Annotated in this window: 21 protein-coding genes; 6 read left to right on the top strand and 15 right to left on the bottom strand. The window is 74.9% G+C overall.

Annotation, left to right across the window (positions count from 1 at the left end):
* Positions 1–128: 128 nt before the first annotated feature.
* Positions 129–908 carry an SGNH/GDSL hydrolase family protein gene (locus QCZ28_RS10380; protein ID WP_279516405.1) on the bottom strand — a complete coding sequence of 260 codons (780 nt, stop codon included), beginning with the start codon at positions 906–908 and terminating at the stop codon, positions 129–131.
* An 88-nt stretch (positions 909–996) separates the two neighbouring features.
* Here QCZ28_RS10380 and QCZ28_RS10375 point away from each other — a divergent pair, with 88 nt between their 5' ends.
* Positions 997–1,707 (top strand): MBL fold metallo-hydrolase, encoded by a 711-nt coding sequence (locus QCZ28_RS10375; protein ID WP_030332488.1) that lies wholly within the window; start codon positions 997–999, stop codon positions 1,705–1,707.
* 37 nt (positions 1,708–1,744) lie between these two features.
* Here the strand turns inward: QCZ28_RS10375 and QCZ28_RS10370 are convergent, their stop codons facing one another.
* From QCZ28_RS10370 to QCZ28_RS10360, 3 genes are all read right to left on the bottom strand, one after another.
* The gene (locus tag QCZ28_RS10370; protein ID WP_279516384.1) at positions 1,745–2,356 is read right to left on the bottom strand and encodes a class F sortase; all 612 of its coding nucleotides are present in this window, start codon (positions 2,354–2,356) and stop codon (positions 1,745–1,747) included.
* Positions 2,357–2,442: 86 nt separating this feature from the next.
* Positions 2,443–2,928 carry a hypothetical protein gene (locus QCZ28_RS10365; RefSeq protein WP_279516383.1) on the bottom strand — a complete coding sequence of 162 codons (486 nt, stop codon included), beginning with the start codon at positions 2,926–2,928 and terminating at the stop codon, positions 2,443–2,445.
* A 272-nt stretch (positions 2,929–3,200) separates the two neighbouring features.
* Positions 3,201–4,028, bottom strand: a complete 828-nt coding sequence (locus QCZ28_RS10360) for a metalloregulator ArsR/SmtB family transcription factor (RefSeq protein ID WP_279516382.1) — start codon at positions 4,026–4,028, stop codon at positions 3,201–3,203.
* Positions 4,029–4,208: 180 nt separating this feature from the next.
* Here QCZ28_RS10360 and QCZ28_RS10355 point away from each other — a divergent pair, with 180 nt between their 5' ends.
* Together QCZ28_RS10355 and rnhA are read left to right on the top strand one after the other, a co-directional pair.
* Positions 4,209–5,483: a lycopene cyclase family protein gene (locus QCZ28_RS10355; RefSeq protein ID WP_279516381.1), complete on the top strand. Its 1,275-nt coding sequence runs from the start codon at positions 4,209–4,211 to the stop codon at positions 5,481–5,483.
* A 10-nt stretch (positions 5,484–5,493) separates the two neighbouring features.
* Positions 5,494–5,967, top strand: a complete 474-nt coding sequence (gene rnhA, locus QCZ28_RS10350; RefSeq protein ID WP_279516380.1) for a ribonuclease HI — start codon at positions 5,494–5,496, stop codon at positions 5,965–5,967.
* A 7-nt stretch (positions 5,968–5,974) separates the two neighbouring features.
* Here rnhA and QCZ28_RS10345 read toward each other — a convergent pair whose 3' ends face one another.
* Together QCZ28_RS10345 and QCZ28_RS10340 are read right to left on the bottom strand one after the other, a co-directional pair.
* Positions 5,975–6,211 (bottom strand): preprotein translocase YidC, encoded by a 237-nt coding sequence (locus QCZ28_RS10345; RefSeq protein ID WP_279516379.1) that lies wholly within the window; start codon positions 6,209–6,211, stop codon positions 5,975–5,977.
* Between the two features lie 72 nt (positions 6,212–6,283).
* Positions 6,284–7,171, bottom strand: a complete 888-nt coding sequence (locus QCZ28_RS10340; RefSeq protein WP_279516404.1) for a pentapeptide repeat-containing protein — start codon at positions 7,169–7,171, stop codon at positions 6,284–6,286.
* Positions 7,172–7,421: 250 nt separating this feature from the next.
* Here QCZ28_RS10340 and QCZ28_RS10335 point away from each other — a divergent pair, with 250 nt between their 5' ends.
* Positions 7,422–8,024 (top strand): MBL fold metallo-hydrolase, encoded by a 603-nt coding sequence (locus tag QCZ28_RS10335; protein WP_279516378.1) that lies wholly within the window; start codon positions 7,422–7,424, stop codon positions 8,022–8,024.
* Here the strand turns inward: QCZ28_RS10335 and QCZ28_RS10330 are convergent.
* Complete coding sequence (locus QCZ28_RS10330; protein ID WP_279516377.1) at positions 7,997–8,737, bottom strand: phenylalanine--tRNA ligase beta subunit-related protein; 741 nt, start codon at positions 8,735–8,737, stop codon at positions 7,997–7,999. The genes QCZ28_RS10335 and QCZ28_RS10330 overlap by 28 nt on opposite strands.
* Before the next feature lie 7 nt (positions 8,738–8,744).
* A complete protein-coding gene (locus QCZ28_RS10325) occupies positions 8,745–9,356 on the bottom strand; it encodes a LysE family translocator (protein WP_279516376.1) in 612 nt (203 codons plus the stop codon).
* Positions 9,357–9,419: 63 nt separating this feature from the next.
* On the opposite strand from QCZ28_RS10325, the gene QCZ28_RS10320 reads away from it, so the two are divergent.
* Positions 9,420–10,892, top strand: coding sequence for a PLP-dependent aminotransferase family protein (locus tag QCZ28_RS10320; RefSeq protein ID WP_279516375.1), 1,473 nt, complete (start codon positions 9,420–9,422; stop codon positions 10,890–10,892).
* Positions 10,893–10,931: 39 nt separating this feature from the next.
* Complete coding sequence (locus tag QCZ28_RS10315; protein ID WP_279516374.1) at positions 10,932–11,642, top strand: helix-turn-helix domain-containing protein; 711 nt, start codon at positions 10,932–10,934, stop codon at positions 11,640–11,642.
* On the opposite strand, the gene QCZ28_RS10310 is transcribed toward QCZ28_RS10315, so the two are convergent.
* The 7 genes from QCZ28_RS10310 to QCZ28_RS10280 all read right to left on the bottom strand — a co-directional run bounded on the left by QCZ28_RS10310 (position 11,624) and on the right by QCZ28_RS10280 (position 20,464).
* Positions 11,624–12,202 carry a dihydrofolate reductase family protein gene (locus QCZ28_RS10310; RefSeq protein WP_279516373.1) on the bottom strand — a complete coding sequence of 193 codons (579 nt, stop codon included), beginning with the start codon at positions 12,200–12,202 and terminating at the stop codon, positions 11,624–11,626. The genes QCZ28_RS10315 and QCZ28_RS10310 overlap by 19 nt on opposite strands.
* 129 nt (positions 12,203–12,331) lie before the next feature.
* Positions 12,332–13,753 (bottom strand): DUF6297 family protein, encoded by a 1,422-nt coding sequence (locus QCZ28_RS10305; RefSeq protein ID WP_279516372.1) that lies wholly within the window; start codon positions 13,751–13,753, stop codon positions 12,332–12,334.
* Positions 13,750–14,367, bottom strand: a complete 618-nt coding sequence (locus QCZ28_RS10300) for an ABC transporter ATP-binding protein (protein ID WP_245233639.1) — start codon at positions 14,365–14,367, stop codon at positions 13,750–13,752. The genes QCZ28_RS10305 and QCZ28_RS10300 overlap by 4 nt, the downstream gene beginning before the upstream one ends.
* Positions 14,368–14,413: 46 nt before the next feature.
* The gene (locus tag QCZ28_RS10295) at positions 14,414–16,798 is read right to left on the bottom strand and encodes a tetratricopeptide repeat protein (protein WP_279516371.1); all 2,385 of its coding nucleotides are present in this window, start codon (positions 16,796–16,798) and stop codon (positions 14,414–14,416) included.
* Positions 16,795–18,561 carry an ABC transporter permease subunit gene (locus tag QCZ28_RS10290; protein ID WP_279516370.1) on the bottom strand — a complete coding sequence of 589 codons (1,767 nt, stop codon included), beginning with the start codon at positions 18,559–18,561 and terminating at the stop codon, positions 16,795–16,797. Before QCZ28_RS10290 ends, QCZ28_RS10295 begins: the two co-directional genes overlap by 4 nt.
* Positions 18,558–19,835 carry an extracellular solute-binding protein gene (locus QCZ28_RS10285; RefSeq protein ID WP_279516369.1) on the bottom strand — a complete coding sequence of 426 codons (1,278 nt, stop codon included), beginning with the start codon at positions 19,833–19,835 and terminating at the stop codon, positions 18,558–18,560. Before QCZ28_RS10285 ends, QCZ28_RS10290 begins: the two co-directional genes overlap by 4 nt.
* The gene (locus QCZ28_RS10280) at positions 19,832–20,464 is read right to left on the bottom strand and encodes an ATP-binding cassette domain-containing protein (protein ID WP_279516368.1); all 633 of its coding nucleotides are present in this window, start codon (positions 20,462–20,464) and stop codon (positions 19,832–19,834) included. Before QCZ28_RS10280 ends, QCZ28_RS10285 begins: the two co-directional genes overlap by 4 nt.
* Positions 20,465–20,483 lie beyond the last annotated feature (19 nt).

Here is a 20,483-nt window from a genome sequence, read left to right as displayed (position 1 = left end):
CGAACAGCAAATACCAGGCCCGAGGCCCCACCATCGACCGACGCAGCTACCGAGCCACCACCAGCATCGACATCATCAGCCCCGACCCTTGACAGCCACCACCACGCCTTAACTGAACGGCGTTGGTTCTAGTCCAGCGGCACCGGCAGCGGCACCGGCAGCGGCACCGGCCGCTTGGCCACCCGGTCGTCGCCCGAGGACCGGCCGCGCAGGTGCCGGACCAGCCAGGGCAGCAGGTGCCGGCGGGTCCAGGCCAGCTCCGCGCCGAACACCTCACCCCGGCGTCGCCGCGCTGCCGGTGGCAACGGTTGCGTCCAGGAGTCGTCGAACCCGGGCAGGCCCGCCGTGTACGCCAGCGCGGCGGCGATCCGCTCGTGCCCGGCGCTGTTGGCGTGCAGCCGGTCGTCGCTCCACAGCCGGGGATCGGAGGAGACCGGGTGGGCGCCCAGGTCGAGGAGGGTGGCGCCGGTCCGCGCGGTGGCGGCCCGCAGCGCCTCGTTGAGCGCCAACATGCGCCCCCGCAGGGGCCGGGCCAGCGGCATCACGGGCGCCGGGTCCGGCATCGTGAACGTCAGCACGGTGGCCCCCTGGTCGACGAGCGCCTGCTGCATCGCCGCCACATCACCGGCGACCTGGTCCGCGTCGAAGGAGGGGCGCAACACGTCGTTCATGCCGGCGACGACGGTGGCCAGGTCGGGGGCCAGGTCGAGGGCGGGCTGGAGCTGCTCGGCCCGGATCAGCGCGGTGGTCCGGCCACGGATGGCCAGGTTCGCGTATTCCAGACCGCCCTGGGCGCGGGCCACCGCCAGGGCGAACCGGTCGGCCCAGCCCCGGTAGCCGCCGGCGCCGTCCGGGTCGTCGAGCCCCTCGGTGGTGCTGTCGCCGATCGCCACGTACCGCTGCCACATCACCCGGGCGAGGTTAGCCCTCCGGCGCCTCGGGCGGACCGCCGACCGGTCGACAACGACAGTTGACGATGGTTCCTAGACTCGCGACATGACGCGAGCCCCTGCGGTGGCACTGGCCCCGAACGTCTGGCGTATCCCCACTGTCGGCCGTTCGGCCGTCAACTCGTACGCCTTCGTCGACGACGACGGCAGCGTCACGCTTGTCGACTGCGGGCTGGCCAAGGCGCCGGCCCGGATCGTGCGCGGGCTGGCGGCGATCGGCAAGGTGCCGGCGGACGTCACCCGGATCGTGCTCACCCACGCGCACCCCGATCACGCCGGCGGCGCGGCGGAGTTGGCCCGCCGCACCGGTGCCCCGGTCGCGGCGCACGCCGCCGACGTGGCGTACGCGCAGGCGGGCCGCGCGCCGGTCAGCGACCCGGCGGTGACCGGCGGCCGGCTCTTCGCCCGGCTCAACAGCGGCCGGTTTCCGGCGGTCGAGGTGGCCCAGCCGCTGGCCGACGGGGACCTGCTCGACGTCGGTGGCGGTCTGCGGGTGGTGCACACGCCGGGGCACTCGCCCGGGCACGTGTCGCTGCTGCACGAGCCGACCCGCCTGCTGATCACCGGGGACGCGTTGTTCAACGTGCTCGGCGTCCGGTGGCCGATGCGGTGGCTGTGCAGCGACTTCCAGATGACCCGGGAGACCGCGCACGTGCTCGGCGAGTTGGAGTACGACCTGGCGGCCTTCACCCACGGTCCCGAGTTGACCGACAACCCCCGCGACCGCATCCGCGCCTTCCTCTCCGCGCACCGCTGAGCGGCCCGCCGGTCGCGGCGGCGGAGCACGACCCGGTTCAGGCGGTGCGGGTGGCGAAGACGACGACGTTGTCGACGTAGTTGCCGCTCGTGGCGTCGAACCGGCCACCGCAGGTGATCAGGCGCAGCCCGGCGGCGTCCGCCGGCCCGTAGACCAGCGTGGTGGGGAAGTGCTCCTTGGGGTACGCGCGAACGGCGTCCACTGTGAACGTCGCGACCCGTGCGTCGGCGCGGGTGACCTGGACCTGCTGCCCGGCGCGGAGCCGACCGAGGTCGAAGAAGACCGCCGGCCCGGACGGTGCGTCGACGTGTCCCACCAGGACGGCGTTGCCGGTCTCGCCGGGGCTGACCCCGTGCCGGTACCAGCCGGCGAGGGTGGGCCGGTCCAGTGGCGGCACCTCCAGCACCCCGCTGGCGTCCGCGCCGACGGGAACGATGTCGGCGCGGACGCCGATGGCGGGGATCTGCACCCGGACCGGCGCGGCGGGTGGCAGCGGGGCAAGGTCCGGTGCGGGGTGGGTGCGGGTCGGCGCGTCGGCCGACGGTCGCGGTGGCCGGGCCGGGTCGGCGGTGAGGCCGACGGTGATCAGCCCGAGCCCGGTCACGCCGAGTAGGGCGACCACGGCCGGCAGGGTCCGCCGCCACCGCACCTGTGCACCTCCGGGTGGGTTCGTCGGGGTGCCCGCACCGGTGTCACCGGCGCGGGCACCCGTCTCAGGGATGGAACGGCCGCCGGTCAGGCGACAGTGGACACCGGACGGCGCCGGCGGATCAGGATCACCGCGCCGGCGAGGGCGGTGCCGAGCAGTGTGCCGCCGGCGGCGAGAGCGCCGGTGTCACGGTTGTCGCCGCCAGAGCCGGCGGGCGCGCCGCCGATCGGGGTGACGGTGAAGGTGGCGGTGCCGGCCGAGCTGCCGTCGCCGCAGGTGGCCGCCACCGTGTAGGTGCCCAGGGTGAACCCGGCGGTGAAGAGTTCGGCGCTCAGCCCGCCGCCGGCGGCGGCCGTGGTGGATCGGACGTTCTGGTCGCGGTTGGGGCCGGTGACCCGGAAGATGGCATCGCCCGACTTCGGGTTGCAGGTCGTCGCGGTGAGCACGACGGTTCCACCGACCGGGGTGGTGGCCGGTGACACGGTGGTGTCGGCCAGTGCGGCGCCTGGCAGCAGGAGCGTGCCGAGGCCCACGCCGAGCGCCGCCGAGCAGAGTGCTGTTGAGACCTTCATACGCGTCTTCCCTCACTTTTCGTCCGCTGACTGCGTGGGACGTCGTTCGGGTGGCCAACTCCGTGACTAGCACCGGTGTGCCCAACACTAGGTGGGTTGGGTCCTCGATCAGGTGAAAATGAGAAATCCTCGTTGCCGTCACGTGTCCACCCGAAGGCGGGGAGAGCCGCGAGCTGTCGCCGCTGGGCCGATGGCGAGGTATTGCCGGCGACGCCGCGAATGAGGCGCTGCGCGGTGCGGGCCGGCCGCAACGGCCGGCCCGCTCGCGTGGGTCAGCCGGCGGGGGCCGGTTCCGGCATCGGCTCGCCGGTCTCCACCAGCGTCTTCAGGCTGGCCAGCAGCTCCGGCCAGCCGCCGCTGCCGTCGAGTTGGCCGCTGATCGCCCGGTGCATCTCGCTGTCGGGGGAGAAGTCGCCGTGGATGACGGTCAGTCGGACGGCGCTGTCGCCGTGCGGCTCGATCTCGAAGGTCACCGTCGACCGGCGCTCGCCGAGCCGGGCGGCCAACTCCTCGGCGGACCAGCCGAAGTGCTCGGCGTGCTCGGGCTGGAAGCCGTGCCAGCTGTAGGAGAGGCGGCGGTACGGCTCGGCGACGAGCACCCGCTGGCCCAGGTCGCGGGGCTCGGCGTCGGGCGCGTCCTGCCACAGCACCGGCGACCCGACCTGCCAGTCCGACATCAGCGCCACCCCACCCCAGTAGCGGCGGGTGAACGCCGGTTCGGTGAGCGCGGCCCACAGACGCTGCGCGGTGGTGGTGACGTAGGTCGTGTAGACGAAGGTGGGGCTCTCCATGGCTTGTCGCTCCAATGCGGTGGTCAGGTCGGCGAGGGTGGCGGCGCGCTCGCGGTCGTAGCGGCTGAGCCACCGGTCGGCGATGGCGTTGATGGGGGCGGCGTTGAGGTAGTGCAACTTCTCCCGGCCGCGCCGCACGGTCGTGACGAGATTGGCCGCCTCCAGCACCGACAGGTGCTTGCTGACGGCCTGCCGGGTGGTGGCCAGCCCGTCGCACAGCTCCCGCAGGGTCTGGCCGTTGCGCTCGTTGAGCCGGTCCAGCAGTCGACGCCGACTGGGGTCGGCCAGCGCCCGGAACGCGTCGTCCATCGACCCTCCCGACAACAGGCAACCCAGCGGTTGCCTACCAAAATAGGCAACCAGCGAGTTGCCTGTCAATCGGGCTCGCACGACCCGCCCACTGTCGAGTCGCCCGCCCCGGTCGGCTCAGCGTCGTCGCCACCCGTGGCGGCGCGCGGTCGGGCGCGGCGGTGTGGCAGCGTGGTGCGGGTGACCGACTCCGCGCCGCTCGACGTCGACCTCGCGCTGCTCGGTGGCGGCGGCGCGGCGTCACTGCTGCTCGCCGCACTGGACCGGCACGGCGTCCGCGATCAGCGGATCGCCATCGTCGACCCGGTGCGCCGACGCGGCCAGGACCGCACCTGGGCGTTCTGGGGTCACCCCGACACCGACCTGGACCCGCTGCTCAGCGCGAGCTGGCACCAGGTCGAGGTGGCGACCGCGGCGCGCCGCCGCGTCCTGGACCTCACCCCGCTGCGGTACGCCATGCTCCGCTCCGGCCCGGTCTACGACCGGGCTGCCGACGCCGAGCGACGCCTGCACGCCACCCGGATCGTCGCGCCGGCCGACACGGTGCGCGACGACGGCACCCGGGTGCTGGTGCGTACCGGCGACGGGCGCACCGTACGGGCCGGCTGGGTGCTCGACTCGCGTCCCCGCCCGCCGGCCCGAGCGGGGCGAACCACCTGGTTGCAGCACTTCCGGGGGTGGTGGCTGGAGGCGGACCGGCCGGTGTTCGACCCGACCCGCGCGGTGCTGATGGACTTCCGCACCCCGCAGCCGCCCCGGGGCGTCTCCTTCGGGTACGTGCTGCCGGTCAGCGACCGCTACGCCCTGGTCGAGTACACCGAGTTCTCGCCGGACCTGCTCACCGACGCCGGCTACGACGCGGCGCTCACCGGCTACCGGGACCTGCTCGGACTGGACCCGGCCGGGTTGCGGGTGCGCGAGGTGGAGAACGGGGTCATCCCGATGACCGACGCGCCCTTCCCGGCCCGGCCCACCCCTCGGGTGGTCCGGCTCGGCACGGCCGGTGGCGCGACCCGCCCCTCCACCGGCTTCACCTTCTCCGCCATGTACCGGCAGGCCGACCAGGTGGCCCGCGCCCTCGCCGCCGGCCGGGCGCCGGTGCCCGCACCGGCGTACCCCCGCCGGCACCGCTGGATGGACGCGGTGGCGTTGCGGGCGCTGGACCGGGGCGGGGTGGGCGGTCCGGAGTTCTTCGACCGGCTCTTCGACCGCAACCCGGCCGAGCGGGTGCTGCGCTTCCTCGACGGCGGCACCACCCCGGCCGAGGAGGTCGCGATCATGAATTCGACCCGGCTGGTGCCGATGATCGCCGCGACCGCCGGCGACGCCGCGGAACGGGTGCGCGACCGGCTGCGGCCCACCCGGCCCGCGCCGGCCATCCCACCGGCCGTGGTGGGCGACGCGCCCGGGCGCGCCGGCGACCCGTGCGGGGAGTGGGACCGCACCGCCCGGTAGGTTGCCGGGCATGGTGGACGCGGCGGCCGGCAGGGGCGTGCAGATCTGGACCGACGGGGCGTGCAGTGGCAACCCCGGGCCGGGCGGTTGGGGCGCCCTGCTGCGCTACGGCGATCACGAGCGGGAGTTGTGCGGCGGTGAGGCCACGCCCACCACCAACAACCGGATGGAACTGATGGCGGCCATCCAGGCGCTCGAGAGCCTGAACCGGCCGGTCACCGTGGAGCTGCACACCGACAGCACGTACGTGCGCAACGGCATCACCAGCTGGCTGGCGTCGTGGAAACGCAACGGGTGGCGGACGGCCGCGAAGCAGCCGGTGAAGAACGCCGACCTGTGGCAGCGGCTGGAGGCGGCCTGCGAACGGCACGAGGTGACCTGGCTGTGGGTCAAGGGGCACAACGGGCACCCGGAGAACGAGCGGGCCGACGGGCTCGCCAACAAGGGCATGACCGAGGCGCGGGCCGCGCTGATCGGCCGCTGAGCCTGGGTCAGCGGGTCGCGTCGGGGTGCCCCGGCATGCTGGAGCCACCGCTGCTGCTGCCGGACGAACCACCGGCCATACCCGAGCTCTCGGGTTCGGTCACGATGTCCGGCCGGACGTCGGTGTCCGCCGGTGCGGGGACCTCGGTGTCCGCCTCGACCTGCACCAGCGGCACCTGGCCGGCCTCGTCCTCGCTGTGCCGCGGGTCGCCCGGCTGCTTACCGTCGCGCTTTCGGTAGCCCATGCCGTGCCTCCCGTCGATGCCGGTCCGCGTCGGCGCTGGCTACCCGGCGTCGTCCCGGCCGAAACCTCGCGCTCAGCGGCGGCGGCCCCGATGGGCGCGGGCCGGGGACCGGGTCGGCTGGCGTACCGGGGTGAGCGGCAACGCCGTCCAGTGCGCCGGCCGGGTGAGCGTGCGTGGCAGCCCGGTGCGGGTGTCGCCCCGGGCGGAGTCCAGCTGGGTCTGGTGCAGGAAGAGCGTGCGCCGCAGATCCGCGCCCCGCAGGTCGGCCCCGCGCAGGTCCGCGCCGGTGACGTCGGCCAGGCCGAGGTCAGCTCCGCGCAGGTCGGCACCGATCAGCAGGGCCCCGCGCAGGTTGGCCCGGCGCAGGTCGACGCGGCGCAGGTCCACCCCGAGCAGGTGCGCGCCCCGGCGGTCGACGCCGCCCGGGCCGCGGGCCGCGTCGCTGGCCCGCGACAGCAGCGGGTTGACCCGGTCCCGGTGCCCGGCGACGTCCACCGCCCGAAGCCGCGCCGGGTCACCCTCGGTGAGCGTCATTGTCTCCGCGCGGGCGCGTTCCAGTTCGGCGCGCAGGTCGGCCGGCGGGCGCAGCGCCACCGCCTCGGTGAGGTACCAGAGCAGTTCGTGCAGCGGTCGGAGCACCGCGAAAGCCTCCGCCATCGCCGGCAACGTCTCCGGCGCGTCCCGCCAGTCCCGCCCGCCGAAGGTCACCTGGGCGACCTGCTGCCCGGCACCGAAGCAGTCGAACACCGTGCAGCCGGGAAAGCCGCGTTGCCGCAGCTCGGTGTGGATGCCGCAGCGGTGGTCGGGGCGCAGGTTGGGGCAGGGCGAGCCGGCCGGCTTGTCGATGGCGAAGTCCGTCGACGCGGCGAAGGCGGGCACCACGCAGCACAGCCCGAAGCAGCGTCCGCAGTCGGCGCGCAGCTGCGCCGCCCCGGACGGCGGTGCGGTGCGGTGCGACACGCCGACGGTCCTCCTGGCGATCAGGGTGGTCACCATTGTTCCTGTCCCACGCCGACCGGGCCGGTCGGGGGTCACCGTGCGTGCGTGTCACCGGCTGTCGAGGGGCGGTTCGCCGCTCGGATCCACTCCGCCGCCCATAGGGTGACGGTAGTTCTCGTATCGCTGCGGCATCCTGGCGCCCTACCCAGGCAGCGCCGGCCCAACCGCCACGGGGACCCGGACCGATCCGCCGGCGGCGTACCGTCGCCTGATGCGTATCACCCGGTTCACCCACGCCTGTGTCCGCATCGAGCACGAGGGAGGGGTGCTGGTCGTCGACCCGGGGACGTGGAGCGAGCCGAGTGCCCTGGTCGGCGCGGACGCCGTCCTGGTCACCCACGAGCACACCGACCACGTGGACGTGTTGCGGCTCGCCGGTCTCGGTGTCCCCGTGTACGCCCCGGAGGGTGCCCAACTGCCGGATCTCGCCCCGCTGCCGGTGACCCGGGTCCGTGCGGGCCAGCGGTTCACGGCGGCCGGTATGTCGGTCAGCGCGCACGGTGGACGGCACGCCGCGATCCACGAGGGGCAGCCCGACTGCCCGAACCTCGGCTACCTGATCGCTGAGCACCTCTATCACCCGGGTGACGCGTTGCACGTGCCGGACGAGCCGGTGCAGACGGTACTCGTCCCGGCCCACGGGTCCTGGCTGCGCCTCGACGAGGCGATCCGGTTCGCCGGCGCGGTGGGCGCGGCGGCGGCGTACCCGATCCACGACGCGCAGCTCAACGACCGCGGCCTGGCCAGCGTCGCCGGCTGGTTCGGCGAGACGATCCCCGGTTACCGTCACCTGATGCCCGGCGACACCGCCTGACCCCTGTCGTCACCGGCCGTCGGGGTGCGGAACCGGGGCGCGGCGTTGGTGAGCACCGCGGCGGCCGTCGGGGCGGACCACCCGTCGGTCAGCTCGGTCACGAGGTCGGCGACCAGCCGGGTCACTGCCGGCTCGGCTCCCGGGTGCAGCGCCTCGGCGACGATCAGCACCGACGAGGTGCCCGCCCGCACCGCCGACCAGCCGCTCTGCCGGTTCGTCCACCGTCGGGCGTGCGCTCGCCCGACCGAGTCGACGAAGGTCACCTCGCCCGGCTCGGGATGCTCGGTGTCGCCCGCGAAGCTCAGGTACGGCTCGTCGCCGTGCGCCGGCCGGACCACCAGATCGCCGTCGACCCGGTCCAGGTCGAGCGCGGCGACCGGGATGGCGTACGCGGCCGAGACGGCGTTGCACAGGTCGACGAGCGGGTGCACCCGGGGCAGTTCGCCGTCCAGGCGCAGCCGGCGCAGCAGCGCCTCGGCGGCGCACCGGTACCTGGTGGGCCGCAGGCCCATCGCCGCGTACGCCCGCCGCCAGGCCTGGATCTCCGGGAACCCGCTCTCGGGCCCGGCGGCCAACCGCCGCCGGGCCTCGGTGAGGTAGCTGGCCGCGTGTCGGGTCACGTCGGCGGTGGCGGTGATTCCGGAGGCCAGCACCACCCCGGCGATCAGATCGGGGTACGCGTCGCGAAGCTGTGGAGAGTGTTCGAACTGCACTGTGGTCCTATCGTTCGGTGAGGGCGAGGGTCACGCCGAGCGCGACGAACGTGCCGGCGGCGGATCGGCGCAGCCAGTCGGTGACCCGGGGTCGGGTCAGCACCCGGTCGCGGACCCGGGCCGCGAAGACGCCGTAGCCGCTGAACACCACGAAGGTGAGCAGCATGAACACCGCCCCACAGCCGAGCATCGCCCGGGTCGAGCCCGCTGCCGTGGTGTCCACGAACTGCGGCAGGAACGCGACGAAGAACAGCGTCGGCTTCGGGTTGAGCAGGTTGACCAGCACCCCGGAGACGATCACCCGCAGCGCCGGGCGGGGCGGGGCGTCGGTGGTCACGGCGAAGGCGTCGCGATCGCGGGCGATGGACCAGGCCAGGTAGAGCAGGTAGCCGACGCCGAGATAGCGGACGGTCTCGAACGCCGCCGCGCTGGTCTGCATCAGCGCGGCCAGCCCGGTCATCGCGGCCAGCAGGTGCGGCAACGTGCCCAGCGTGCAGGCGAACGCGGCGAGCACCCCGGCCCGGGCGCCCCGGGACAGCCCGGCGGAGAGCGTGAAGATCACCCCGGTGCCGGGGGTGACCACCACGATCAGAGTGGTGATCAGGAACGGGATGGTCACGGTCGTCCTCCGGGCGGAGTTGGCAGGTCTGGCTCCTGCTCACTCTGCTGCCACAATGGTCCGATGGGCAGAGCCAAACCCACGGCGTCCGAGAGGTCCATATCGGCCGGGTCCGACTTCCTGCACCTGACCATCGCCGACGCGGCGCCGGGCGGGCGCGCCGACTGGCTGACCGACCGGCTGCGCCAGGCCATCGCCGACGGGCGGGTGCCGGTCGGTGATCGACTGCCCCCGACCCGGGTGCTCGCCGCCGACCTCGGCGTCTCCCGGGGCGTGGTCACCGAGGCGTACCAGCGGCTGACCGAGGAGGGGCACGTCGCCGGTCGGGGCCGCGCCGGCACCGTGGTCGTCGCCGCGCCGGCCGCGCCCACCCCCGCCCCGACCGCCGCGCCGGCACCGGTCGCGACCTTCCCACCGGCGCCGGGCACCGACATCTTCGACGCGGTACGCGCGGCGCCCGCGACGATCGACCTGACGCCCGGCGTACCCGACCTGGCCGCGTTTCCCCGCACGGACTGGCTACGCGCCGAACGGACAGTGCTGCGCCGCCTCGCCGCGGCCGACCTCGGCTACGGCGACCCCTGCGGCACGCCCGCGCTGCGGCAGGCCGTCGCCGCCTGGCTGGCCCGCAACCGTGGCATCAGCGTCGACCCCGCCGAGGTGATCATCGTGGCCGGCGTCTCGCAGGCGCTCGGGCTGCTCGCCCAGGCGCTCACCGCGGCCGGCGTCGACCGGATCGCGGTCGAGGACCCGGGCTCGCTCGGAGTGCGCCAGCACCTGAACAACTGGCGGATGGACACCCCGCCGATCAGCGTCGACGACGCCGGCCTGCGGGTCGACGAGTTGGCCGCCAGTGGCGCACCGGCGGTGATGCTCACCCCCGCGCACCAGTTCCCGACCGGCGTGGTGCTCGACGGCGACCGCCGCCGCCACCTCGTCGCCTGGGCGCGGGCCGGGGGCCTGGTCATCGAGGACGACTACGACGCCGAGCACCGCTACGACCGCCCCCCGGTGCCGGCGCTGCGGGGTCTGCTGCCCGAGCAGGTCTGCTACGCCGGCAGTGTCTCCAAACTGCTCGCCCCCGCCCTGCGGGTCGGCTGGCTGCTCGTGCCCCCGCGACTGCGCGACGCGGTGGTGGCCGCCAAGCGCAACGCCGACCTGGGCAACGCCGTGCTGCCGCAACTGGTGCTGGCGGAGTTGATGACCTCCGGTGCCTTCGAACGGCACCTGCGGCTGCTGCGCCGCCGGCACATCCGCCGGCGGGACGCCATGATCGCCGCGCTGGCCCGCGCGCTGCCGTCCGCGACGGTGCACGGCGCCGCCGCCGGTCTGCACCTGATGATCACGCTGGACGACGCGGTGGTCGACACCGAACTGGCGGCGGCGACGCTGGCCCGGGGGGTGAAGGTGCAACCCCTGTCCTGGCACTGTCAGCGGCCCTACCGCCCGGGTCTGGTGCTCGGCTACGCGGCCCGTACGCCCACCGAGATCGACGACGGCGTCGCCGCCCTCGCCGCCGCGCTCGGCTCCGGCTAGGACCACCCGTCCACCGTGCTCGCCGCGTACCCTTCGCCCGTGGGACTGCGGTTCGAGACGCGCGGGTCCGACTCGCCCTGGGTCGACACCGTGTGGACCTGCACGAGCGAGCAGGTCACCGCGATGACCTCCGTCGCGGGGGTGCGGTGGGGCCTGGTGTTCTGGCGACAGGCTGGCCGGTCGTACGCGAGCATCACCGGTCCCGAGACCCGGACCGGCACGGCGCCGGTGCCGGAGGGCGCGACCTTCACCGGCATCGAGTTCGCCGTGGGCGCCTCGTTGCGGGCCGTGCCCACGCCGACGCTGGTCGACGGCGGCATCGAGCTCCCCGACACCACCCGCCGGACGTTCCGGCTGGACGGGGCGCGCTGGGAGACGCCCGGCCCCGACGACGCCGAGGCCCTGGTCGACAGCCTCGTCCGGGCCGGGACCGTGGTCCGTGACCCACTCGTCGCCGACCTGCTGCGGGGCCACCGTCCGGCCGTCTCGGATCGCACCGTCGAACGCCGGTTCCGCGCCGCGACGGGACTGACGCGCGGCGCGGTCCGGCAGATCGAGCGGGCCCGCACGGCGGCAGAGTTGCTGGCTGGCGGCGACCCGGCCGCCGACGTGGTTGCCAAGCTCGACTACTTCGACGAGCCGCACCTGGCCCGGGCACTGCGCTGCTACGTCGGACGCACCGTCCGGCAGTTGCGCGAGGGCACCGGCGGCGCCATCGCCCTCGACCTGGATCAGCGCTTGACGTCGTAGATCAACTTGAGGATCCCGTTCGAGTAGCTCTCCGACTCCCGCAGCGTCAGCATGTGCTTGTCCCGGTCGGCCCGGCCGAACAGGCTCTTCCCGGCACCGAGCAGCACCGGGAAGACGAGCAGGTTGTACTGGTCGATCAATCCCTCATCGGACAGCCGCCGGGCCAGCTCCGCGCTCCCGTGGATGAAGATCGCGCCGCCATCGCCCTGCTTGAGCGCGGCGACGTCCCCTGTCGAGCGCAGAATCGTCGTCGGCCCCCACCCGTCGACGAGCGCGTCGTCGGACAGCGTGCTCGACACCACGTACTTGGGCAGCTCCTTGTAGCTGGCGTGGTCCTCCGAGCCGGGCCAGACCGGCGCGAACGCCTCGTAGCTGCGACGGCCGAACATCAGGGCTGTCGTGTCAGCGAGCTCCTCGCCCTTCAGCGACCAGGCCTCCGGGACGAACTCGAGGTCCTTGAACACCCAACCGCCGCTGCGGTGCTCCTCGCCCGGCCCGCCGCCGGGCGAGTCCACGACGCCGTCGAGCGACATGAAACCGGTGTAGACCAGGTCGCGCATTGTGGTGTCTCCTCCTGCTCGGGCGGGCTGCCGGGTCCACGCTAGATCGCGATTGCGGCGTTGTCTTGGATGAAAACGACAGCGGGTGGTGCCGTGATCTTGCCTGGAGCCGACCGGGTAACTGGCCGGTCAGCCCAGGAACAGCTGGACGAGCACCAGCACGGCGAGCAGCGCCGGCCCCCGTGAGCCCTGCCGCAGCAGGTCGACCGGGATCATCCCGAACGGCGTGTTTACCGTCGCGCCGCCGTAGTCGATCGGCGGGCGGGTGCCGGCCCGGAACGCGGCAGCCACCACCCCGAGCGCCAGCGTCGGCGCCAGCCAGGCCGGCCCCGGGTCGACGGTCGGCAGGGTCAGCAACCACCACAGGCCCGCGCCGACGGCCGGCACCACGACGTGGATCCCGCGCAGCAGGTTGTCGCTGCCGCCCAGCGCCCGGCGCAGCCCGGGTGAGCGGCTGACCGCCCGCAGACCACCGGTCAGCCGGTCGGCGGCGAGGTAGGCGAACACCACCTGCGCAGCCCCCGCCAACCCGGGCAGGGCGAGTGCCGCCGCGTACTGCACCCCGAGCAGCGCCGCCCAGATCAGCACGGCGCTCGGGTGGCGGCGCAGCCGGCGTACGTCGGCCTGCAGCAGCGCCCACCAGCCGGGGCCCGGAAGGAACCGGCGGCTGCGTACCCGGCCGATCCGGCGCCAGCGGCGGCTCTCCACCAGGCCGGCGAGCAGGCTCGGGTCCAGCAGGATCGTGGCCGTGGCGGCGGCGTTGGCGAACTGCGCGCCGGTGGTCAGCGAGGCCCGGTCGACCCGGGGCAGCGCGCGTACCGCGCGGACCGTGCCCACGACCGCGAGGGGCACCGCGACGGCGACCAGCGCGACGGTCGGCGTCGTCGCCGGCCGGGGCAGCCCGTCGCCGAGCCGACCGACGAGCACCACCACCGCGGTGATCACGGCCGCCGCCGCCATCGGCACCGCCCCGGCCACCGTCGGCCAGCGTCGCCCCGACCGGCTGCTCTGGGCGACCACGCTGAGCGCCAACGCGGCCACGCCCCACCCCGCGCCGGCCGCCGCCGCCCAGCCCAGCGCGGCCGGTTCGCCGACTCCGGCCAGCGCCGCCACGGCCACGGCGAGCGCCGCGGTGCCGGCCGCCGCGCCCACCAGCAGCAGCACGAAGCGCGGTGCCAGCCAGGCCCGCCGGTCGACGGGCGCGCTGGTCGCCCAACTCTGCGTGGCCGGGGTGACCAGCAGCGGGCCCAGCGCCCGCAGGCCCCGCCAGGCGAGCCCCGCGCCGGCCAGCAGCGCGGCGACCGCCAGCCACCACCGCACGCCCGGCTCGGCCTGCCCCACCGTGGGGGAGTCCAGCAGGTTGCGGCTGGCGCTGATCGCGAACCAGCCGTACATGCCCACGAACAGGACAATGACGTACGCGTCGCCGAGCACGTCGCCGAGGGAATGGTCGTGGTGTCGACTGCGGGCCCGGCGCAGGCGCGTCCGTACCTGCCGGGCGGTGGGCACTCCGGCCGGCGCGTCGGCGACGGTGGCCGGCGCGGCGGTCACTTGCCGATCTCGATGCGCTCGTCGACCACCGCGTCGATCAGCTCCGGGTCGTGCGAGGCCAGCAGCACGGCCACGCCCGCCGCCCGTTCCCGCAGCAGGCGGTCGGCGAGCCACTGCCGCCCGCGGACGTCCAACCGCTGCTCGGGCTCGTCCAGGATCAGCACCCGACGTGGCCGGACGAAACAGGACGCCAGCGCCAACCGGCGGCGTTGCCCGCTGGACAGCGTCACCGGCAACTGGTCGCGGGCCGCCTCCAGACCCAGCTCGGCCAGGACCTCCCCGACCGGTTCGGCGTCACCCCCGTGGGCGTACGCGACCAGCTCCAGGTGCTCGACCACCGACAGGTCGGGGAAGAAGTCGATGTCGTCCAGGGCTGCCGCCACCAGCGCCCGCACCTGAGGGTCGGTCTCGTCGGCCCGGCGGCCCTGCACCAGCACCTCACCCGCGTCCGGCCGGTCGGCGCCGACGACACAGCGCAGCAGGGTGGTCTTCCCGCTGCCGTTGGGGCCCAGCACCACCGCGATCCGGCCCGCCGGGAGCGTGAAGCTCACCTCGTCGAGCACCACCAGGTCGCCGAAGTTGCGGCTGAGTCCCCGTACCGAGAGCGCGTCCACGATCACAGAGTCTCGCAGAGCGGTGCCACCGACCAACCCGAGCGACCTACGTCACGCGGCGCTCGGCCTCCTCCTCGAGTCGGGCGTCGGCGGCGGCCAACCCCTGCGCGTCGGCGACCTCCTCGGCCACCGCCGCCGCGTCCGCCCAGTGCCGCCGCGCGTCGGCCCGGTCGCCCAGCGCGGCGCAGGCGTCACCCAGGTAGAGCAGGGTACGCGCCAGCCCGGCGCTCGCTCGGGTCTCCTCGCGCAGCCGGCGGCTCTCGGCCAACAGCTCGTACGCCGTCCGCGCCTGCCCCGGAGTGCTGCTCAACAGCGTCGCCCCGGCGTTGAGCAGCGCCGTCGCCCGGCTGGTCGGGTCGTTGACCGACTCGTACTCGCGCAGGGCGGCCCGCCACGCCTGGGCGGCGTCCAGGTGCTCGCCGAGGGCCGCGTGCACCAGCACCAGGTTGGTCAGCGCCGCAGCGTACCCGCGCGCGTCGCCCACCGACCGGAACGTGTTGGCCGCCCGCACCAGGTGGTGGTGGGCGGTGTCCGGCTCTCCCCGGGCCAGGTGGGCCGCGCCCAGGCCCAGGTCGGTGAGGGCGTGCCCGGCCCGGTCCGCGCCGGAGCGGTGCCGGCGGGACAGCTCCAGGTGCTCCACCGCGTCGTCGAGCTGCCCCAGGTCGAGCAGGGCCAGGCCGAGGTTCATCCGCGCCTGGGCGTTGCCCCGCCGCCCCCGCTCGTTGACCGCGAGGGTGAGCGCGGCGGCGGCCCCCTGCGGGTCGTGCCGGCGTCGACGCAGCACCCCCAGCTCGTTGTGCGCCCACCCGGCGATCTCCGGGCGGTCGTCGGCGGTCGGGGTGGCCAGCACGGTACGGCAGACCTGCTCCCACTCGTCGAGCCGCTCGGCGTACGCCAGCCACCCGCACAGCGCCACGGCCAGCCGGAACCACCACCGGCGGACCCGGCGGGGCAGGGTCTCCTTCGCGCCGGCCGGCACCCGCACCACCGCCAGCAGCAACTCCTGGTGCAGGTCGAACCAGCCGTACGGGTCGTCGTCGAGGGGCAGCGACCACTCCCGGTCCGGTGGGGAGCCGAGCACCGCCAGGTTGGCCGCGTGCCGTTCGGCCCGGCGGGCCAGGTGCCGGGTCAGCCGGGCCTGCGCGGCGACCCGGGCCCGGGCCGGATCCGCGTCGCGCAGGTGCAGCCGGGCGCTGCCGGCCAGCAGGGGGCGGATCTCGTACCGGTCGCCCGGCGCGCCGACCACGAACGCGGCGGCGGCCAACCGGTCGAGCAGCGCGGTCACCAGCTCGGGATGCCGCCCGGCCAGCGCGGCGATGGTGGGCCGGTCCACCGGGGCGGGCACCAGCGACATCAGCCGGTACAACCGTCGGGCCTGGCGGGGCAGCGCCTGGTACGCGATGTCCCGTTCGGTGACCAGACGGGCCGCCGGTGACACGGCGAGCCGTTGGTGCGGTGGCGTCTGCACCGCGCGGCGCAGCGCGTCCAGCACGTCGGAGTGCCGCCAGCCGTGTTGAGCCGTGCGGTAACCGAGGGCGCGCACGGTGCGCGGCTGCCGCCCGCACAGGTCGACGATCTCGCGGACCGCCGGGTCGGTGCGCGGGTCGGCGCGCCGGATCCGGGCGGCGGGCGCGGCCCCGCCCGCCGTCGCGAACAGCTCCACCGCCTCGGACGTGCCCGGCTCGGCGATCCAGTGCGCGACCACACCCTCCAGACCGGTTAGCGCCGGACCGCCGGCGAGGAGCAGGCGGCAGGTGCGGGCGGTGGGCGGCAACAGCGGCCGGACCTGGTCAGGACGGTCGACGTTGTCCAACACCAGCAGGATCTTGCGACCGTCGAGCTGACCGCGCAGCGCGTCGGCGGCGGCGGCGAGCGCGTCCGGCCGGCCGGAGGTCGGCGGGGCGGTGCCCAGGATCCGGGCCAGCGCGGTGAGGACCTGCCGGGCCGAGCGGGGTCGGCCACGCCGCCGCAGGTCCAGGTAGTACTGCCCTTCCGGGAAGTCCTCCCGGCACTGGTTCGCCGCCTGCACCGCGCACGCGGAGGTGCCCGCCGCGCGGCGGCCCAGCACCGCCACGGCGTGCTCCCGGGCGAGCAGCGCGACAAGCGCGTCGACGTGCTCGCGGCGACCGGTGAACTCGGCCGTGTAGGGCAGGGTGGGCGCCCCGGTGGCCGGTGTGGTGAGCACCTCCGTCGGTTCGGGGCCGACCTCGTGACCGGCCCGGCGGCGGCGCACCTCGTACACCACGTAACCCAGCACGCCGCCGGAGGCCAGCACGATGGTCACCGGCCCGAGCACGCTGGCCACCAGCTCGGAGAGGAGATTGCCGGCCAGGTTGCCGGCCACGTTGGCGAGGATGCTGCCGACCACGCCGCCGATCGCGATCAGCGCGGGCCAGCGCGAACCACCGCGCGGGCCACCCGGCCGGGTCACCGGACGCCCCCGGAGACCAGCCCGGCGACCAGGTGCCGCCGGGAGAGGACCACGAGCACCACCGGCAGCACCGAGGCGAGCACCGAACTGGCCGCCAGCGCGCCACTGTTGCTCACGAAGCTGCGGGTCTGCTCGGCCAGGAACGGCCCGAGCGGCGACGCTCCCGACGCGCTGAACAGCCGACCCACCACCAGGTCGTTCCAGACCTGGACGAACTCCAGCACGGAGACCGCCACCACCGCCGACAGGTTGTGCCGGGCCAACCGGCGCAGGGTGTGCCACCACCGGCGCCCACCCAGCCGGGCGTCGCGGACCTGCTCGACCGGTAGGTCGGCGAACGCGTTGCGCAGCACCAGCACGGCGAACGGCACACCAAGCGCGATGTGCACCAGGGCCAGGCCCTGAGCCGTGCCGGAGGAGAGCACCAGGCCCAGCACCTCGTTGACCGGCCCGGCGATGACCTGGATCGGCACGACGCTCGCGCCCAGCAGCAGCAACCCGGTGGCCTGCGCGGCCGGCCCGGTCAACCATGCCAACGGGTACGCGGCCAGCAGCGCGACCACCAGCACCGTGGCGGTCACCGCGGTGGCCAGCAGCAGGGTGAAGCCCAGCGTGCGCCACAGCTGCGTGCCGGTGAGCAGGTCGCGGTAGGACTCGCCGTTGGGCGGCGCGGACCACCAGCCGCGCGCGGCGGCGTCCACCCTGCCGTGCGCCGAGGTGGCGACCAGCACCGCCAGCGGCACCAGCCAGGCGACCGCGGCACCCGCCGCGAGCAGCCGGAACACCCGCCGGGGCGGGGCGACCGGAGCGGGCTCCGGTGCCGCCTCGACGCGCGGCGGGGGCCACGCCTGCCGGACGAAGAGCGCGGCCACCATGATCCCGCCGATGACCGCCACCAGCCACACCACACCGAGCGCGGCGCCGTCGCCGGTGGTGGTGCCGCCGGACGTCTGCCAGATCCGCAACGCCAGCACCGACGCCTCGTCGCGGACCGAACCGGGGGTCATCACCAGGATGAGGTCGAACGTGCGGCTGGTGCCCACCGCCACCAACGCGAACACCACAGCTGTCGTCCGCAGCAACAGTGGCCGCCACTGCGCGTCCCACAGCACGTGGCGACGCCCGCCGCCGTACGCGCGGACCGCGTCGGCGAGACTCGGCGGCACCGCGTCCAGGGCGGACCGGAAGACCAGCACCGCCAACCCGACCCAGGCCCAGACGAACGCCGACATCAACGCGACGGTCACCATCCCCGGGCCGAGCAGCTGCGGCGCGTCCTCCACCGAGCGGCCGGTCAGCCGGGTCGCGACCAGTGTGGCCAGCCCCCGGCTCGGGTCCGGGTCGTACATCAGCCGGAAGGTGACCCCGGTGACGACCAGCGGCAACGCCACCGGCACCAGCAGGATCAACCGCACCAGGCCGCCCTCCTGGGAGCGGCGGGACGCGGCGGCCAGCAGGTAGCCCAACGCCGTCACCACCGCCGGCACCAGCAGGGCCCAGAGGACCGTCCGGCCGACCACCGCGCCGGTGCCCGGGGCGGCGAGGGCGGTCCGGAAGTGCGCCGCGCCGACCCAGCGGCCGTCGGTGGTGACGCTGGCGTGCATGGTCCGCAGCACCGGCCACAGCACCAGCCCACCGAGCAGCACCGCGGCCGGCAGCAGCAGGGCCGACGTCGCTCCCGCCGCCGGATAGGCCCGACCCCGCCGGGCCGGCCCGACGTCGTCGAGGACCGCCAGCTCGCCGAGGACGCGCACCTCACTCATCGGCCGCCCCCCGCGTTGCGGGCCGCCGCGGCGAGCAGGCCGGTGGCCCGGCGGGTCGCCTCACCGGCCCGGACCCCGTCGGTGACGTCGGCGAAGAAGCCCTGCATGATCCGCCAGATGCCGACCCCGTCGGAGCCGGTGAACGGGCCGGGCAACTGGTCGGAGAGGTCGAACCGCAGCGTGCCGGGCGTCCGCATCTCCTCGGCGAGCCGCTGGCCGACCCGGTCGCGGTAGCTGTCGATCGTGACGTTGGTGTTGGGCGAGAGATAGCCGCCGGAACGCAGCCACGGCTGGAACGAGTCGGCCCGGGTGAGCCACTCGACCAGCTCGACCCCGCCCCGGGCGTCGGCGAACGCCACCGCCGCGTCCCCGCCGACGATCAGTGGGCCACCGCCCGCTGAGGCGCCCGGGAACCGGAACGTCACCGGCGCCTGCGGGCCGCGCTGGAACGGGTCGGCGACGTCGGCGGTGAAGTCGGCCCCGACGAGCATCACCGCCCGCCGGGTGTGCACCACCTGGATCACCGACTCCTCGTACTGGGTGAGCAGGGCGCGACGGCCGCCGCCGACGAACGCCCCGTCGATGCTCCACAGCCCGGCGAGCCGGTCCAGTGCCTCGCGCACCGCGCCGCCCTGCCAGTCGGCGTCCGCCCGGGCGAGGGCGTTGTAGCTCTCGGGTGCCACGTCGGCCAGGACGTTCTCGAACCAGTCGGTGAGCACCCAGCCGTCCGCGGCGCCGATGGCCAACGGCGCCGGCCCGCCGTCGCGCCGGGCGAGCGCGCCGAGCGCCCGGGTGAGCCGGACCAGTTCATCCCAGTTGGCCGGCGGCACGGGCAGCATCGAGGGCAGGTGCCAGACCAGCGACTTGTGCGCCGCCTTGACCCAGACCCCGTAGCGCTGACCCTCGGCGGTCAGCAGCTCACTGAGCCCGGCGGGTACGGCGTACCCGGTGGACGGGCGCACCGGGCTCAACCACCCGCGTTGGGCGTACTCGGTGACCAGGCCGGGGCGCGGCAGGATCGCCACGTCCGGGCTGGTGCCGGCGAGGTGCCGGGCGCGCAGGAACGCGTCGATGTCGTTGCCGGCGCTGACCACCTGCACCGGCGCGGGGTAGCCGGCGACGACCTCGCGGAACCGGTCCAGTTCGCTGGTGCTCCAGACCACCGCGACCTGCACCGACCGGCTCCCGCCGGAGCAGCCGGCGGCCAGCGCGGTGGCGCCCACGGCGGCGGCGCGCAGCAGCGTACGACGACTCGCCCGGATCGTCGGCCTCATCGGGGCACCTCGCTCGGCTCGGTGACCAGCTCGTGGCGCACCGGGATCTCGGCCAGGGTGGCCGGGTCGGCGGTGCAGACCAGCACCGCCACCCCGGGAGCGTTCGATGGCGAGAGACGGGGCATCAGGTCACCGAGGCGGCTGTCGCCCGCCGAGCCGGCCGGCAGGTCCACCACGAGCACCTCGGGCAGGCAGGCCGCCGCTCGGGCGAGCGCCACCCGGAACCGCTGGGCGGCGGAGATCTGGTGCGGCAGCAGGGTGAGGGAGAGCGCCAACTCGAGCCGGTCGACAACGGTGGCCGTCCAGTCGTCGGCCACCTCGTGTACCCGTTCGCGTTTGCGCTGGCCGTACTCGATGTTGCGGCGCACGGTCAGCTGCGGCAGCAGCGCGCCACCGGCGGGCACGTAGCCGATCTGCCGGCGGGGCGGCGCCAGGGCGGTGACGTCCCGGTCGCCGACGAGGATGCGGCCGGTCACCGGTGGGGCGAGCCCGGCCAGCACCCGGGCGACCGCCGTGCCGTACCGGGGTGGCGCGACCAGGGCGGCGAGCGTGCCGGCGGGAACGTCGAGGGTCACCGGCCCGGTGCCGGGGACGGCGACCAGTGCGCGTAGCCGTAACGTGACCCTCACCTCCGGTGACCGTTGATGA

Origin of the sequence: Micromonospora sp. DH14, from assembly GCF_029809455.1 — a bacterium.
In the GTDB taxonomy this organism is placed as follows: domain Bacteria; phylum Actinomycetota; class Actinomycetes; order Mycobacteriales; family Micromonosporaceae; genus Micromonospora; species Micromonospora parva.
Note: the sequence above shows the minus strand (reverse complement) of the source record. Positions and strands in the feature narration are given on the sequence as shown.